The organism is Rhodococcus olei, assembly GCF_039540555.1.
GTDB classification, from domain to species: domain Bacteria; phylum Actinomycetota; class Actinomycetes; order Mycobacteriales; family Mycobacteriaceae; genus Rhodococcus_G; species Rhodococcus_G olei.
Window position 1 is genome coordinate 298,890 of record NZ_BAABFB010000059.1, and the last position, 16,091, is coordinate 314,980.

Annotated in this window: 11 protein-coding genes; 5 read left to right on the plus strand and 6 right to left on the minus strand. The window is 69.7% G+C overall.

Annotated elements, in window-relative coordinates; all coding sequences use genetic code 11:
• Positions 1-13 precede the first annotated feature (13 nt).
• From ABD951_RS19665 to dnaA, 6 genes are all read right to left on the minus strand, one after another.
• A complete protein-coding gene (locus tag ABD951_RS19665) occupies positions 14-922 on the minus strand; it encodes a metal-dependent hydrolase (RefSeq protein WP_345348839.1) in 909 nt (302 codons plus the stop codon).
• 122 nt (positions 923-1,044) lie between these two features.
• On the minus strand, positions 1,045-1,605 hold the full coding sequence (locus tag ABD951_RS19670) for a DUF721 family protein (RefSeq protein WP_345348842.1): 561 nt from the start codon (positions 1,603-1,605) through the stop codon (positions 1,045-1,047).
• Positions 1,606-1,743: 138 nt separating this feature from the next.
• Positions 1,744-2,934 carry a DNA replication/repair protein RecF gene (gene recF, locus ABD951_RS19675; protein ID WP_345348845.1) on the minus strand — a complete coding sequence of 397 codons (1,191 nt, stop codon included), beginning with the start codon at positions 2,932-2,934 and terminating at the stop codon, positions 1,744-1,746.
• An 11-nt stretch (positions 2,935-2,945) separates the two neighbouring features.
• On the minus strand, positions 2,946-3,899 hold the full coding sequence (gnd, locus tag ABD951_RS19680; RefSeq protein WP_345349036.1) for a phosphogluconate dehydrogenase (NAD(+)-dependent, decarboxylating): 954 nt from the start codon (positions 3,897-3,899) through the stop codon (positions 2,946-2,948).
• A complete protein-coding gene (dnaN, locus tag ABD951_RS19685) occupies positions 3,896-5,080 on the minus strand; it encodes a DNA polymerase III subunit beta (RefSeq protein WP_345348848.1) in 1,185 nt (394 codons plus the stop codon). The genes gnd and dnaN overlap by 4 nt, the downstream gene beginning before the upstream one ends.
• Positions 5,081-5,635: 555 nt before the next feature.
• Positions 5,636-7,216, minus strand: coding sequence for a chromosomal replication initiator protein DnaA (gene dnaA, locus ABD951_RS19690; protein ID WP_345348851.1), 1,581 nt, complete (start codon positions 7,214-7,216; stop codon positions 5,636-5,638).
• A 542-nt stretch (positions 7,217-7,758) separates the two neighbouring features.
• Between dnaA and rpmH the strand changes: the two genes are divergently transcribed.
• Genes rpmH through ABD951_RS19715 form a run of 5 tightly spaced genes read left to right on the plus strand, consistent with a single transcriptional unit; the run spans position 7,759 to position 10,318 of the window.
• A complete protein-coding gene (gene rpmH, locus ABD951_RS19695) occupies positions 7,759-7,902 on the plus strand; it encodes a 50S ribosomal protein L34 (RefSeq protein WP_345348854.1) in 144 nt (47 codons plus the stop codon).
• Positions 7,903-7,923: 21 nt separating this feature from the next.
• A complete protein-coding gene (rnpA, locus tag ABD951_RS19700; RefSeq protein WP_345348857.1) occupies positions 7,924-8,301 on the plus strand; it encodes a ribonuclease P protein component in 378 nt (125 codons plus the stop codon).
• Positions 8,298-8,657 (plus strand): membrane protein insertion efficiency factor YidD, encoded by a 360-nt coding sequence (yidD, locus tag ABD951_RS19705; RefSeq protein ID WP_345348860.1) that lies wholly within the window; start codon positions 8,298-8,300, stop codon positions 8,655-8,657. The genes rnpA and yidD overlap by 4 nt, the downstream gene beginning before the upstream one ends.
• A gap of 4 nt (positions 8,658-8,661) precedes the next feature.
• Entirely contained in the window at positions 8,662-9,708 is a 1,047-nt protein-coding gene (gene yidC / locus ABD951_RS19710; protein WP_345348863.1) for a membrane protein insertase YidC, read from the plus strand.
• Between the two features lie 58 nt (positions 9,709-9,766).
• Positions 9,767-10,318, plus strand: a complete 552-nt coding sequence (locus ABD951_RS19715; protein ID WP_345348866.1) for a Jag family protein — start codon at positions 9,767-9,769, stop codon at positions 10,316-10,318.
• The last annotated feature ends 5,773 nt before the right edge of the window (positions 10,319-16,091 follow it).

A 16,091-nucleotide genomic window follows, 5' to 3' on the forward strand; every position in this document is an offset into this window, starting at 1 on the left:
CCTGGTGCGGGGGTCAGCGGAGGGCGGCCTGCGCGGCGGGCGACGAGGCGAGGTACGCCACGGCCTGCGCGGTGGACCCCTCGCGCGAGGGGTGGTAGTCCCGACGGAAGTACCTGCTCATCCGCTTCACCAGGTCGGTCGTGGTCGGCAGCACACCCCGACGGCCGGCCGCCCGGAAGTCCGACCAGTGCGGACGGCGACGGCCCGGCGCCCAGTGCGCGAGTTCCGGATCGTTCGCCATCAGGAACCGGGTTCCCCGGACCCACAGGTACACCAGCACGGGGGTCGCCACCAGCTGGGTGCGCAGCCGCCGGCTCTCCCGCTTGTCGAAGTAGCGCAGCACGTCGTAGGCCACCGACCGGTGCTCGACCTCCTCGGAACCGTGCCAGCGCAGCAGGTCCAGCATCGTGGGGTGCACCCCGGCGGAGTCCAGCGCCCGGGCACCGAGCACCCAGTCCCCGAGGAACGCGGTGACGTGCTCGATCGCCGCGATCAGCGCGAGGCGCTCGACGAGGTAGTTCTCCCGGCGTCCGGCGGTGAGCGGCCGGGGGCCGAGCAGCGTGGTGAACAGCCAGTTCATCTGCTCGGTGTAGGGCGTGGTGTCCAGGCCCTTCGCGGCGAGGTGCCCGAGGACACCCGAGTGCGCGTGCGAGTGCATCGCCTCCTGGCCGATGAAACCGGCGACGTCGTCACGCAGCTTCTCGTCCTCGATCAGGGGCAGTGCCTCCTTGAAGGTCTCGACGAACCAGTCCTCCCCAGCCGGCAGCAGGATGTGCATCACATTGAGGACGTGGGTGGTGAACGGATCGCCCTCGACCCAGTGCATCGGCAGGTCGGACCAGTCGAATCGGACGTCGCGGGCCTGCAGCAGGAGGTGGTCCGGTTCGCTCGCAGCGGCCCTGTCGACGGTTTCGGTGGCCATCGTCGTTCCCTTCCGGCGACCGCGGATCGTCGCCAGTGACTCACTCGTGATCTCGAGTAACTGTAACACTGGGTAATAGACAAGCCCACTGTTCCCGCGGCGGTCGAGGGGACCGGGCCCGCTCAGCCGTAGGTGTCCCGGGGACCGCGACCCTTGATGTGCCGCTCCCCCTTGCGCCAGCTCGGCGCCGTCGGGCCGGTGATCCGCAGGCTCGTGACCACCCCGTCTCCCACCGCGGCCGCGATCTTCGCCAGGATCTGCGCCTGCATCATCCGCAGCTGCGTGGCCCACGCGGTGGACTCCGCCGAGACGCTGAGCACCCCGTCCCGCAACGCGACCGGCTCGGCGTGCGCGGAGATGTCCTCGCCGACGACCTGCGGCCAGCGCCCGAACACGGTGCCCTCGGAGACCTTCGACGACCAGCCGCGGCTCTTGGCGACGGAGCTGGCCAGCGCCCCGAACGGTTGGGGGTCGCGCGCGTCGGGCCGGGCCCCGGACCAGCCGCGCCGGCCGGTCCCCCGGGAGCGGGGTGTCGGCGACGACCTGCCCTGCCCGACCGACTTGCCGCTGGCCTTCGCCGCGGCCCGGGCCTCCTCGAGCGCCCGCCGGGCCAGGTCGATGCCGCGCAGCTCGGGCTCTCCTCCGCCGGACGGTGCGCCCGCGCGCTCCGAGTCACCACTCATCGCCACTCCCTTCCCGAGTCGATCATCCCAGGCGGAACGCCCGTCGACGGCCTCGCGACATCCGCGTGTACGGAACTGTCGTTCGATCCTGTCGCCGGAATGCTGTCGTTCATCGCCGTGGCGGGGCCGTTCGGAGGCTCAGCGCAGGGTCGACGTGCGACCGTCGGGGCGGTCGACGGCCTCGACCGCGAACCGGGTCGCCTCGAGCTCCTCGGGCACGTCCTCCGCGACCGCCGCCGTGATCAGCACCTGCTCGGCGTCGACGGCCACCTCGGCGAGGGCCCGCCGGCGTTTGCGGTCCAGCTCGGCGAACACGTCGTCGAGCATCAGCACCGGATCGGTGCCGTCGGACCGGAGCAGCGAGAACGCCCCCAGCCGCATCGACAGCGCGAACGACCACGACTCGCCGTGGCTGGCGAACCCCTTCGCCGGCTGGTCGCCGAGCCGCAGCTCGAGGTCGTCGCGGTGCGGGCCGACGAGGCACACGCCGCGATCGATCTCCTTCGGCCGGGCCTGCGCCAGTTCGTTCAGGAAACTCGCCTCGAGCAGTTCGACGTCGTCCCGGGTCCACTGCCGCCCCGGATCGGTCAGCTCCGGCGGCATCGACGCACCGAGGCTGCTGCGGTACGCGATCGACGCGGGCCGCGACTCGGGTGCGATGCGCGCGTACGACTCGGCCACGTGCGGACCCAGTTCCGCGACCAGGCGCATCCGCGCGGCCAGCAGTTCGGCGCCGTGCGCGGCCAGGTGTCCGTCCCAGACGTCGAGCGTGGCCAGCGCGCTCGCACCGTCGCTCGAGCGGGCCCCGCGACGCAGCGCGCCCCCCGCGGTCTTGAGCAGCGCCGACCGCTGCCGCAGCACCTTGTCGTAGTCGGCGCGCACGGCCGCCATCCGTGGTATCCGGGAGCCGAGCAGTTCGTCGAGGAACCGCCTCCGGTCACCGGGGTCGCCGCGGACGAGCGAGAGGTCCTCCGGCGCGAACAGGACACCGCGCAGCACGCCCAGGATCTCGCGCGGCCGGCGCAGCGGGGACCCGTTCATCCGGGCCCGGTTCGCCCGGCCGTCGTTGATCTCGAGGTCGATCGCGAGTTCGCGGGAATCGTTGACGACCACGGCCCCGATCTGCGCCGCGGTGGCGCCGGCGCGGATCAGCGGGGCGTCGGTCGAGACCCGGTGCGAGGACAGCGTCGCCAGATAGCCGAGCGACTCGAGCAGGTTGGTCTTGCCGTGCCCGTTCGGCCCGAGGAACAGGGTGATTCCCGGACCCGGTTCGAGGGCGACGGCGTCCCACGAGCGGAAATTGCGGAGGGTGAACTTGCGGACGAACAACTCAGGACACGCTACCCGGATTCCGAAATCCGTTGCACGGCATGGCCACCGAACTGGTTTCGCAGAGCGGAGACGGCCTTCATCGCGGGCGAGTCGGACTGGCGCGAGGCGAACCGCGCGAACAACGCCGCGGAGATGACCGGTGCCGGCACGGCGTGGTTGATCGCTTCCTCGACGGTCCACCGCCCCTCGCCGGAGTCCTGGGTGTACCCGGAGATCTCGGCCAACTCGGGATCCTCCTCGAGGGCCTTGACCAGCAGATCCAGCAGCCAGGACCGGACGACGGTGCCCTTCGTCCAGGCTCGCAGCACCGCCGGCACGTCGGTGACCAGGTCCTCCGCCTCGAGCAGTTCGTATCCCTCGGCGTAGGCGTGCATGAGGCCGTACTCCACACCGTTGTGGATCATCTTCGCGTAGTGCCCGGCACCGACCGGTCCGGCGTGGACGAAACTGTCGGCCCGTTCCCCCTCCGGCCGCAGTGCGTCGAAGATCGGCATCACCCGGGCGACGTCGGCGTCCGCACCGCCGACCATCAACCCGTAGCCGCTCTCGAGACCCCAGACCCCGCCGGACACACCACAGTCGAGGAATCCGATTCCGGTGTGGCCCAACAGATCCGCGTGCGGGCGGTCTTCCGTGAAACGCGAGTTTCCTCCGTCGACGACCAGGTCACCGCCCTCGAGGACGTCCGCGAGCTCGACGATCGTCTCGTGGGTGACGTGCCCGGACGGGACCATCACCCACACCACCCGCGGTGCCTCGAGTGCAGCGGCGAGATCCGACAGCGACGCGACGTCCGAGACCTCCGGACGTGGGTCGTATCCGACGACGTCGTGCCCGTGGTTGCGCAGCCGCTCGCGCATGTTGTAACCCATCTTGCCGAGGCCGACCAGTCCGAGTTGCATCCGGTGGTTCCCTTCGGTCGAAAACGGACAGTGCGACGGCGAGCGGCGAGCTGTCGTCAGCCCGGCAGGCGGACGGGCATCAACAGGTAGGTGTAGTCGCTGTCCGGTGCGGGGAACGTCCCGCTCTCGGACGGTTGCGGCTCCTCCTCGGCAGCCGGACGCAGCACCGCGGGCCGGCTCGGGGTGGTGAATCCGAACGTGACGCGGTCGCTGTGCAGCGACGACAGTCCCTCGGCCAGATAGGCCGGGTTGAACGCGATGGTCAGCGGCTCACCCTGGAACTGCGCCTCGAGGGCCTCTTCCGCGCGGCCGGCGTCCTCGCCACCGGCGGCGAGCAGCAGACCGTCCTCGGTGAACTGCATCCGGACCTGGGCGCCGCGCTCGGCGACCAGTGCGACACGCTTGATCGCCTCGACGAGCGGGGTGACCTCGACCGTCGCGACCGCGGTGTGCTCGGGCGGCAGCAACTGCCGGAACTTGGGGAATTCGGCGTCGAGGAGCCGGGTGGTGGTCCGCCGGCCCTCACCTACGATGCCCAGAAGCCCCTCGGTTCCGACCGAGGATCCGGCGCCGAAGGCCAGCTCGACCGGTGAGTTCGATCCTCCACCAAGAGATTTCGCAACCTCGGAGAGTGTCTTCGCGGGGATGAGCACCGCCGCGCTGGTGTCCGGGTTGGTGGGCGTCCACTCGATCTGCCGGACCGCGAGCCGGAACCGGTCGGTGGCCGCGAGCACGACGTTCGTGCCCTCGATCTCGACCCGGATGCCGGTCAGCATCGGCAGGGTGTCGTCCTTGCCTGCCGCGACGGCGACCTGGCTGATGGCCTCGGAGAACACGTCGACGGGCAGGGACCCGGTCTGCTGCGGCAGTTCCGGCAGCTGCGGGTAGTCCTCGACCGGCATCGTCGGCAGGGAGAACTTCGCGCTGCCACACGTGATCAGCACGCGGGCGCCGTCGACGATCAGATCGACCGGCTTGGCCGGGAGGGACCGCGTGATGTCCGCGAGGAGCTTGCCCGACACCAGTGCCTGGCCGGGGTCCGAGACCTCGGCCGAGATCCGAACCTGCGCGGAAACCTCGTAGTCGAAGCCGGAGATGGTCAGTCCCTGCTCGTCCGCGGAGATCAGGACACCACCGAGCACCGGGACGGGAGGCCTCGAGGGGAGACTTCGTGCCACCCACGCGACGGAATCCGCAAAGTCTTCCCGGGCGACCCGAAACTTCATGCTCCCGAGCTCCATCGCTGGGCTGATCCTCTCCGTAGACACATCGCCTTGCCGCTGTGTTCGTGCGAACAGCGGACAGATGCCCACCGTAGGCCCTCCGGCGAGAAGTTGAAAGCCGGAGGCGGTTCATGTCCGAGCGTGGCTCGAGCGTCTCTGGATGGACTGTGAACGACTCCTCTCCACAGAACCTGTCTTCAGAAGAAGATCTTCGAAGAGAATCAAGCAGTAGTAGTAGGTCCTGTGAATTCTGTGCACAAGGTCCTGTCCGCGCAGGTCTCCGCGCAAACCGGTGTGGGGAGTCCGTGTGGATGGCCCGGGGATGAATTGTGGGTGGCTGTGGATGCCCCCGCAGTTGTGCATGTTCATCCACTGTGTGTCCACAGTTGATCCCCCGTTATGCCCCCGGTTGTCCACATCTCTGCTGGTAGGTGGCGCCGATTGCTCCCCAATACCTCCACACCCCTGTGGAGACTTGTGGATGACGTGCTGGCCATGGGCGATGCGCTGGGCATACGGAACCGGCGGACCGTCATGAGGATGACGGTCCGCCGGAATTGCAGTGTGCAGGGGTCAGCGGCCGCGCTGTTTGATGCGCGCGGTGAGTTCCTGGACCTGGTCGTAGACCTTGCGCCGCTCCGTCATCTCCTTGCGGATCTTCTTGTCCGCGTACATGACGGTGGTGTGGTCGCGGCCGAACGTGTTGCCGATCTTCGGCAGCGACAGGTCGGTCAGCTCACGGCACAGGTACATCGCGATCTGCCGGGCCTGGGCCAACGGGCGAGTCTTGCCGGGGCCGCACAGATCTTCGATTGCCATCCCGAAGTACTCCGAGGTCGCCGCGATGATCGTGGCGGCATCGATCTCGAGCGGGGTCGCGTCGGGCATCAGGTCCCGCAGCACCACCTCGGCCAGGCTGAGGTCCAGCACCTGCCGGTTCAGTGAGGCGAACGCAGTCACCCGGATCAGTGCACCCTCGAGCTCGCGGATGTTGCGGTCGAGCCGGCTCGCGATCAACTCCAGGACGTCGTGAGGGACGTCGAGCCGGTCCATCCGTGCCTTCTTGCTCAGGATGGCGATGCGCGTCTCGAGTTCGGGAGGCTGGACATCGGTGATCAGGCCCCACTCGAACCGGGTGCGCAGCCGCTCCTCGAGGGTGGCGAGCTGCTTCGGCGGCCGGTCGGAGGTGATCACGATCTGCTTGTTGGCGTTGTGGAGGGCCTCGAAGGTGTAGAAGAACTCCTCCTGGATGCCCTCCTTCCCCTCGATGAACTGGATGTCGTCGACGAGCAGCACGTCCGTCTCGCGGTAGCGGCGTTTGAACGCGACCTTCCGGTCGTCGCGGAGGCTGTTGATGAAGTCGTTCGTGAACTCCTCCGTGGAGACGTACCGGACCCGGATACCGGGGAACAGCCGTCGGGAGTAGTGGCCGGCGGCGTGCAGCAGGTGGGTCTTGCCGAGCCCGGAGGAGCCCCACACGAACAGCGGGTTGTAGGCGCGGGCGGGCGCCTCGGCGCAGGCGACCGCCGCCGCGTGCGCGAACCGGTTGGACGCACCGATCACGAAGGTGTCGAACGTGTACTTGGCGTTCAGGCTGTTCCCGTCCGCCACGGTCCGCGGCGTCACGGCTGGTTTGGTGAAGTACGACGGCCACGACTCGTTGACGCTGGCGATGGCCTCGCCGTCCTCGTCCACCTCGTCGTGCTCACCCGGATCGGGCTCGAAGAGGTCGGCCTCACCGATCCCGGGGCGGCGGCGGCGGAACGCCTCGACGCTGACGGTGCCGGCGTTCGCCACGTCCGATTCGTTCTGCCGCAGTGGTGTCGGCTCCGGGGCGGCGGGAGCCGCGGGAACCACCGGGGCGGGCTCCGTTTCGATGGGGGCCGCGACCCGGACACCGAGGCCCTCGACCCCTTCGTCGGTGTGCCGGTTCAGTGTTTGCAGGATCGGTTCCCGGAGGTCACGCTCGATCGCCTCCTGGACGAACGACGACGGAACCGACAGGAGAGCGAATCCCTGGGCGAGGGTCAGCGGGCGGACCAGCGCCAGCATGGCCTTCTGCGCCTTGGTGAGCGGGTGGCCGGATCCGTCCGCCGTCAGTTCGGCGAGGACATCCACCCACACGCGTTCCAGGGTGTTCGCTTCCTCGTTCAACGTCGGCCCTCCCGGATCAGTGCGTAAGGCGTCGCGTCCGCCCGATTCGTCGACGATCGCGGGCTGTGTGCCCCTGGGGACAACTTCCCCGCGCAAGGCTACGAATATGCCACCTGATCTGTATTTCCACACAATTATCCACAAGTGTGGATAACGGTAGTAGGCCTCGGTCGGCAGCCCGATTCGCGGGAGCTGCCGTCCCGTGCGCCTCTCACCTGGGTAGACGCGAGGCTCTCCGGACGGGTCGTCGTCGGTCGATGGTGCCGAGGACCACATCTCGGGGTGGCGCCGTGTGCACAGGTGTCCCCACTTCGCAAGCATCCCCGCACGCGTGGCGTGTCGCACCACGTCGCGGTTTGACCTGACCGACGGCGCTGCGTAGTCTCGTACAGTCACCCGAGTTCGAGGTGGCGGTTTCATGCTGGCCGCGTGGTGTTCGCGAGGATGTACGCAGCCCGGCCTGCCGTCGCTCTCGGGGACCACCCGAATTTCAGCTACAGATGGCGTCGACCGGCGCCGACGAACTACGAGGAGTGTTGACCGTGGCCAAGGGCAAGCGGACGTTCCAGCCGAACAATCGCCGCCGCGCGCGCGTTCACGGCTTCCGTCTCCGGATGCGGACCCGTGCGGGTCGCGCCATCATCTCTGCGCGCCGCCAAAAGGGCCGCGCGTCGCTCAGCGCCTGATTCCGGACGCGGGAGCTCGGGGTGCTGCCTGAGCCGCACCGGTTACGTCGACGGTCGGACTTCTCGTCCACCGTTCGTCGTGGTCGGCGTGCCGCCCGACCGGACGTGGTGGTCCACGCTCTGGCGGGTGCACAGGCGGAATCTCTGGTCAGCGACCCGGGTCCGCGTTTCGGTTTGGTGGTGAGCAAGGCTGTCGGGCCGGCGGTGATTCGACATCGAGTCGCACGCCGGCTTCGTCATATCTGCGCCGGCCTGGTCGACCAGGTTCCGGAGGGCGCGTACGTGGTCATCCGGGCACTTCCCGGTGCCGCGACCGCTTCGTCGGCGGAGCTCGACGGCCAGCTGCGGTCGGGGCTTCGCAAGCTGAACCTGCTCGTCCCCGCCGGGACATCCGAATGACAACCGGCAGCGATACGCCGTCCGGTCTGCTCGCTGCGGTTCGGAGGGTCCCGGCCCGCACTCTGATCTTCTGCATCGAGCTGTACCGGACCTACGTCTCGCCCACCCGGATGCCCACCTGCCGCTTCGCTCCCACCTGCAGCGAGTACGCGGTCGACGCGTTGCGTGAACGGGGTGCGGTGGTCGGTCTCGGGCTGACCGTCGTTCGGCTGCTCAAGTGCGGACCCTGGCATCCCGGCGGCTGGGATCCGGTCCCGCCGCGCGGATCCCGACGCCGTCGGTCCCGGAACGCGGCACAGGACACTGGCAAGCAACCCCACGCCCCGGTCGGTGTGGGCGAACAGAGGAGTACCTAGAGCCGTGCTCGACTTCATCTACTATCCGGTGTCCTGGATCCTGTGGGTCTGGCACAAGGTCTTCGGCTCGTTCCTGGGCGCCGACAACGGGTTCGCCTGGGCCCTGTCGGTGATGTTCCTGGTGTTCACGCTGCGCGCGATCCTGTACGTGCCGTTCGTCAAGCAGGTGCGCACCACCCGTCAGATGCAGGAGCTGCAGCCGCAGATCAAGGCGCTGCAGAAGAAGTACTCCAACGACCGGCAGCGCATGGCCCTGGAGATGCAGAAGCTCCAGAAGGAGCATGGCTTCAACCCGCTGATGGGCTGCCTGCCGGTGCTGCTCCAGGCGCCGGTGTTCATCGGCCTGTTCCACGTCCTGCGGTCGTTCAACCGCACCGGCACCGGCGTCGGCCAGCTCGGCATGTCGATCCAGGACAACGCCAACACCGCGAACTACGTGTTCAGCCCGGCCGAGGTCCAGTCGTTCCTCGACGCGCGCCTGTTCGGTGCCCCGATCGCCGCCGCGATCACCACCCCGAAGGCCCAACTCGTCGCGTACGGCTTGCCGATCCCGTCGGTGTGGAACATCGCCGCCGTCGCGATCCCGCTGATGATCATCGCGTCGATCGCCACGCACTTCAACGCCCGGGCCTCCGTCGCCCGGCAGAGCGAGGCCGCGGCCGCGAACCCGCAGGCCGCGATCATGAACAAGCTGTCGCTGTGGGTGTTCCCGCTGGGTGTGCTCGTCGGTGGCCCGTTCCTGATGATCGCCATCCTCCTGTACTGGGTGTCGAACAACATCTGGACGTACGCGCAGCAGCACGTCGTGTTCCGCCGAATCGATGCCGAGGAGGAGGCGAAGAAGGCCGCCGCCCTCGAGCGTCGCGCCGAGAATGCGCCGAAGCCGGGCGCGAAACCGGACGCGGTGAAGAAGCGCAAGGGTGCCGCCACCGCGCAGGGTGCCGCCGACGAGCTGACGGATTCCGCCGAGGATTCCGGCCCGGGCAAGGCGCCGAAGCCTGGTGCGAAACCGGCCGGCAACCGCGGAAAGAACCCCAAAGGCAAGCGCTGACACCGCGCCCAGACTGCCGAGCGCGCACGCGCTCACCTTCACAGAGAAGAGAACGACGATGGCGAATGATCCGGCAACCGGACGGGATGGAGACGACGAGGTCGTGGCGGACGTGACTGTGGATGCGCCCGTGGACGAGCTGGACGAGGAGGACGCGCTCGTCGAGGAAGGCGAGATCGCCGGCGACTACCTCGAGCAGCTCCTGGACGTTCTCGACTTCGACGGTGACATCGACCTCGACGTCGAGGGTGACCGGGCGGTCGTCAGCATCGACGGCGGCGACGACCTCTCCAAGCTGGTCGGACGCAAGGGCGAGGTCCTCGACGCGCTGCAGGAGCTCACCCGGCTGGCCGTGCAGCAGGCGACCGGTGAGCGCAGCCGGCTGATGCTCGACATCGCCGGCTGGCGTGCGGGACGGCGCGCCGAACTCACCGATCTCGGACTCGCCGCGGCCAAGCGGGTTCTGGAGTCGGGCGAACGCGAGGCCCTGTCCCCGATGACCCCGTTCGAGCGCAAGATCGTGCACGACGCCGTCGCGTCGGTCGACGGTGTCTCCAGCGAGAGCGAAGGCGCGGAACCGTCGCGCCGGGTGGTCGTCATCAAGGACTGAGACCACGATCGTCACGAGAGGCTCCCGACCCGATGGGTCGGGAGCCTCTCGTCGTTTCCGGTCGAGGTTGGTTCGTGACGGTCGGGGCCGGCGATGTTTCACGTGAATCAATCCGCTCCCCTACCCCACCGGCCGGATCGGACTCGGCGGAAGCCGACGGCGCCGCGGTGGTCGACGCTCGCGGCCCGGCCCTGCGCTCGGTGCCCTCCACAGCCCGCGGCGAGGTCGCATCGCCGAGACGGGGCGTCGAATGACGAACGTGTGCCACCGCCGGTGTACCGCAGTGTGGACGGTGAGGCGTTCACCGCTGCGGGCATCGGCTCGGCGCATCGGCGCCCGAGGACGTCGCGGTCCGTTTTGTGTCGGTTGGCGGTGTCGGGCGGTCTGGTGCGTGTGTCGGTCGGTCGAGCGGACACACCCGTTCCGGCCCCGCCGCTCCTGTCGGCCGGCAGCGACACCGATCGGGCCGCCGGATTCGGGGAAACGGCGGAGCGTCGGGCCGGCCGGTGAACGTCTCGACCGATGGCGACCGGAGGGTGTCGTGCGCGGCGGTTCCCGACCGGGCCCGCCCCGATCGGCGATTGCTGTGTTCGCCCGGCCCGATGGGAGCGAGTCCGTACCGGGTCGCTCGGGTCGTCGCCTCTCGTGCACGGCGATGTCGAACCCGATCGAGACAGCACACATCCGAGCGAGACACTTCGGTGACCGAGCGAGCTGCCGCGCTCGGGGCGTGGCGGAAACACTGCGCCAGCCGGGGACGGACGTGGCCGTCGGCGGTTCGTCGGCCGGGCGGGGCTCCGTGTGTGAGGCTTCGGGTGGAACCCGCAGTGCCTGCGCGAATTCTGTTGTGGCTAAACATGATTCGATGAAGCCGTGGCGGATGTCCCGCTCTGGGGTCGAACGGCCCCGGCTGGGTGCAGGAACCCTGGATTATTTCGTCACTGTGACATTTCTGTGCGTCGCTGTAGCGGCACCGATCGTGTTCGGCCGACCCCTCCCCTCCCCCATCGAGTGGATCCTGTCGGAACACCCGGCACCCACAGAGATCGGACGGTGCGGACGGAACCTCGATCCCGCCGAGGCACCCCGCCGCTGCTCGACACCCGATCCCCGGGGAGTCGGGCAGGGGCCACTTCCCGGTTGGGCATCGGGCACCTCGCGCGGTCACGGGAGGTGGACGCCACCGGGGATGCCGCGGTTGCACGCGCGGTCTTCCTCGATGACAGCCGGCCCGCCGGACGCCGGCCCGCTCCACCGCGCGCGGTCGCGGGTCGCTCGATCTCGACGAGCCGTGAGTCGCAGCTCGCGATCGCGCTGCTCCTGTTCGGTGCCGCGGGCCGCCTCGAGCGTCTCGACACCCGACACTGGAGGGCGGTCGATACAGGCGGTCGCCTGTATCGACGAGGGCGGATCGGCGCTCGAGGTTCGGTTCCGATGTCGTCGACGATCGCGGAGTCGTGCCACTCCCGGCCGGCGCTCGATCTCTCGTGTCGACGTCGTCCGGGGTCGCGGCGTCTCCCACACGAGCGCCCTGGCGGCTGATCATCCGGGCCTTCGATCGGTGTGATCCCGGTGTGGGGCGGCGGCTTCCGGTCCGCTCGCGCCCCGGTACGGTGCGCCGACCGCGAGTCAACGCCTCGCGCCGCCGCTCACGGGAAACCGGCCTGCCGCTCGCGGGAACCGGCCGATCGCGAAACGGGTTGATCAGCCGTGCCGATGGACTCGTTCGTGGACCTCCCTGCCCGGTCGTCGGCGTGGCGACCCGGATCTCGGGCCAGTCCCCTCGATTGCCGGCATCGCCGCCTCGTCCGTCACGACTACGGCACTGCGGCTGCCGTTCCGGATCGGATTGCGCCGCGTGACGGTACGGCGGATTGAGCTCGCACCGGCGCATTCTGCTTCGGGCGGGTGGGAGGTTCGCGCGACCGGACGCTCGTTCTTCGGCCCTGCCTCGTGGCGGGACGCGTGATCTCCCGACTCGGAAAGTGGGGCGATGTCCCGGGTCTCGAGGGTTCGCCTCCCTCGATGTCGAGGGTTCCGACGTGCGCTGTCGCTCGTGCTGTCGATCGGCCCGATGTGACGCGGTCGGGCGTGCGTCCCGGCGCGATGCACGTGCTTCGTGCAGGGGCGGCCCCCGCGCCGCGTCGGGTGGAACAAAACAGGCCGATCCGTGGCTCGGCCGCGCACAACGGGGCGCACGCCGTCTGCGGGTACAGATGGCAACGGGTGGGTTCGCGATTCGGATGTGGAGGGTCCACGCGGGGCGCCCTTCAACGGCGGACCGATCTCCGCCCCATGCCGGTCCGAGGTTCCGGACCTCGATCTCTCCACAGGATGTGCGTTGGTGCGCGGCCTGCAGCAGGTGTCGTTCGTTGCGAGCTCTCACGTCGGGGCGGATTCTCGCTACTGACGATCGTTCCCCGCGCGGAAGGCGGAATCCGTTCGCGTCCGGGATCCGTCGATGTTTCACGTGAATCGAGCGCCGCGGCGGGCGCGACCCGTGCCTCCAGCCGAGGTTGGCGGGTCTCGCTGCTGTGGCTGCTGCAGCTGGGGTCGACCGTGATGGAGTGCCTGGCGATGGTGTCGGTACCGTCGCCGACGTTGTCGCGGATGTTTCACGTGAATCGCGCGCGGTCGCGGTCGCGGCTCGCGCCCCAGCCGACGCGGGCGGGTCCGGCTGCTGCGGCTGCTGCAGGCTGGATCGACCGGAAGGCCCCTCCTGATCGAGGCCTGGCGACGGTGTCGGTACCGTCGCCGACGTTGTCGCCGGTGTTTCACGTGAATCGGGCGGGCGGGGATGGCGCTGTCGGGCGGTGCCGACGGCGTATCGCGATGGATGCCCCGGTCCGGGAGGGTGCCCGTGGACGCGCGTCCGCGGTACCCAGACGAGTGCGGCGCCCGCGGGCACCGCTCGAACCGCGCCCCGACCGCGACAATGACGCGGGCGTGATCACCGGGCCTGCTTCTCGACGAGGCCCACGTTTGCGGGACTGCGGTGCCGGGGGCCGCGTCGGGGAAATGGTGCCGTACCGGTTCGACTGGATCCGCGCCTCCAGCCGTCTGCCCTCGCACTGTCCGTGACCGCGTGCGGCGAGTGGATGTCGGTCCGGCCGGATTCTCCGGACTGCGGTCGGTGCCCGGTGTTTCACGTGAATGCGGCCCGCGGGATTGCGTGAGGTTCGACGACGCCGCGTCGCGGGTGCCGCGCCGTCCTCGGGCCGGGTCGATTCGGGGTGCGAGAGTCGAGGGGCGCACCGGCAGGCGTGAACCGCTCGCCCCTCCCCTCCCCCACCGGTTGGGGCCCGGCCGTCCGCGATGGTTTCCCGTGAAACCGGGTCGGCTCAGCGACCTCGTCGCAGGGACTTTCGGGAACCACGCGCGGTTCGCTTGGGCGGAGTCGATTCTCGATCCGGTCCCGTCCGCGACGAGACGACGGTGTCAGTGCCGGCTTCGATGCCAGCCTGGTCTGTGGGGCGACACCGTGTGTCGGGCGTGGAGTGTCGAGAGACGAGGTGCACCGCGAGGTGATTCACGTGAAACATCGCAGCGGGCGACCGTGCTCCGATACCCAACGCGGACCCGGTGCGTCGACGTGATGTCGCCGGCTGCCGGCTACGGCGATACCCATCACCTCCCCGCGTCGGTTCGGGTCGCCTGACCGTGACCCGAGGGCTGCGTCGAGCATCGGGCGACTCCACTGCTTCCGGTGAATCCGGGTGCGTCGACTTGATGTTGCTCTGAAGGCGCCCGATCCATGGCCCCGGCCTCTGCCCCGGCCGTCCCACGCGACCCGGTCGTCTCTCCTTGCGAATCGACCGACCTCCGTTGCTTCATCCGATTCCCGTGCATCGGTCTGTTGTCTCGCAGCCGTGGTCGCGATCGCGCTCACCGGTGCAGGAGCCCATCACCGTCGCGGCCACCGCAGTGGCCCGGTCATCGTCCCCGGCTTCGGAGTCACCAATCCCATGGCCGCGGATGGTTCGGACTCATCCCGCACCGCGGATCGCCTTGTCGAGCAGTGGGTCCGGTCCCGTTGTTTCACGTGAATCCCCTCCTGAGCCTGTTGTCGCTCGGTCGTCGTCTGTTGACTTCGGCGGGCGCTCCGATCATCTGGCGGCGTGGGGTCCGGGCGTCCCGCCGCGATCCGTTGGCCGTGTCGTCGAACCTCGGCCACGGCCGGTCGCGTGCCCGCGCATGAGCCTCCGCGGTCGTGCCGCCCTTCCCAGGCCCCGGACCCGCCATGATCGCTCCTCGCGTCGTCACCCCACTGGAGCGTCATCTCCGGTGGGGTGGATGCGGCTCCGGGTCCGGAAGCATCGAACCGCACAGGCCGGTGCCGTCGTCTGGACGCGGACATCGCCACGGCGTCGCCGCCGTCGGAACATCCACAGTGTCGCGTGTGGGCACCTCGCAGGGCGATCGGTCGCGGACCGCGAGAATCCGGTTGGCGGGCTCGGACAGTTCGATCGGGGCACGGCGTGCCGGCCGAACACCAGCGCCTCGCCGTGTGTGCCGTCTCGACTATTCGGGTGGAGGCACCTTTCGTGGCGCGCCCGTGCGATGGAAGGCGGTCGGGTGGCTCGCTGATTCACGTGAAACATATGCCCGGCGGATCACGGCCCCCTATGGCCGACCTCGGTCCGATGACCAATGGCGATCTCGCCGTGATGCGCGGGTGGCCCTTCCCGTGATGGACCTCCGGGCGCCGATGGCGCCTCCGGCGCCCGATGATGCGCGGCACCCTCCGGGACCCGCATCGCCGCTGCCGATTGGCCGGCGCGCGGGGGCCGGCACCGGGTGGGATCGGCGCTCGAACGGGCGTGGTGTCTGGCCGGCGCACCGACGCGGGCCCGCGCGGGGGTTGGTGCCCGCCCGGCCGCCGGGCGGTTCCCCGTGAAACACGCATCGCCCGAGTTGTGGGCCGGAGGCGCTCGTGCCGACCGGGCGTCCGTTTCCCTCCGAGCCGGCGATCGGTGGACGGTGACGAGCTGTCGGACGCCGACCTCACCCGGACCGGGCGGGCGCACGTGCCACGCGGCGGACGAACGGGCGCGACCGGGATCAGGTCCGGTCCCGCGCGGCGCGCGGCCGAGTGCGCGGCGATCGGGTCGAGTGCCCCGTCCGCCGCCGCGCGGCCTCCCTGCACGGGCACGGCCGGTTCTCTGTCGCGGCCGTGGCCGGACCGACGCCCCCGGACGTCCCGGTCACGATCGCCGATCGAGATCGCCGGCGAACCACGGCAGATGGTGGTCGTGACTGCAGTCACCGGGGCGACGCGCGACGCGCGGCGTCGCCCGCATCGCGACCCCCGGTACTCCGAGAGGCCTGAGGCTGTTGGCCGTCGCACGGTGACGCCGCACGAGCGAGCGGAGCACGGTTGTCGCACGCCGTCATCCCCGCAGATGCGCCCCGCGGTCTGGTCGGGTGCGGTGGCGTGGCTTTCGACGGTTCCCCGTGAAACACGGTCCATCCAACCCCGCGCGTGCCGCCGGGCCGTCCGTGCGACCGAAGTACCCACGGGCCCGCCGTTCGAGGGCGACCCAACCCGAGTCCGTCCGGGACACGCTCGACGCGGATCACGCGACGGGCGCTGCGAACGCTCGACCGACCCGTTCCGGCTCGTGTGGCACGCGCGGAGATCCGCGCCTCGGAGGTGCGGGCGGGGCCGTCGCGGATGCCCCGGCATCGCCTGACCCAGCCGAGGTTGGGTGACGGTCCCGTGGTGGTCCGGTCGGCTCGACGGGAGCGGCCTGTCCCGCCCCCGATCGCGAGA

Excerpts from the sequence above, each read along its gene's own strand:
- ABD951_RS19665 (WP_345348839.1), bottom strand. The coding sequence starts at position 922 with ATGGCCACCGAAACCGTCGACAGGGCCGCTGCGAGCGAACCGGACCAC.
- ABD951_RS19670 (WP_345348842.1), bottom strand. The coding sequence starts at position 1,605 with ATGAGTGGTGACTCGGAGCGCGCGGGCGCACCGTCCGGCGGAGGAGAG.
- dnaN (WP_345348848.1), bottom strand. The coding sequence starts at position 5,080 with ATGGAGCTCGGGAGCATGAAGTTTCGGGTCGCCCGGGAAGACTTTGCG.
- yidD (WP_345348860.1), top strand. The coding sequence starts at position 8,298 with ATGACAACCGGCAGCGATACGCCGTCCGGTCTGCTCGCTGCGGTTCGG.
- ABD951_RS19715 (WP_345348866.1), top strand. The coding sequence starts at position 9,767 with ATGGCGAATGATCCGGCAACCGGACGGGATGGAGACGACGAGGTCGTG.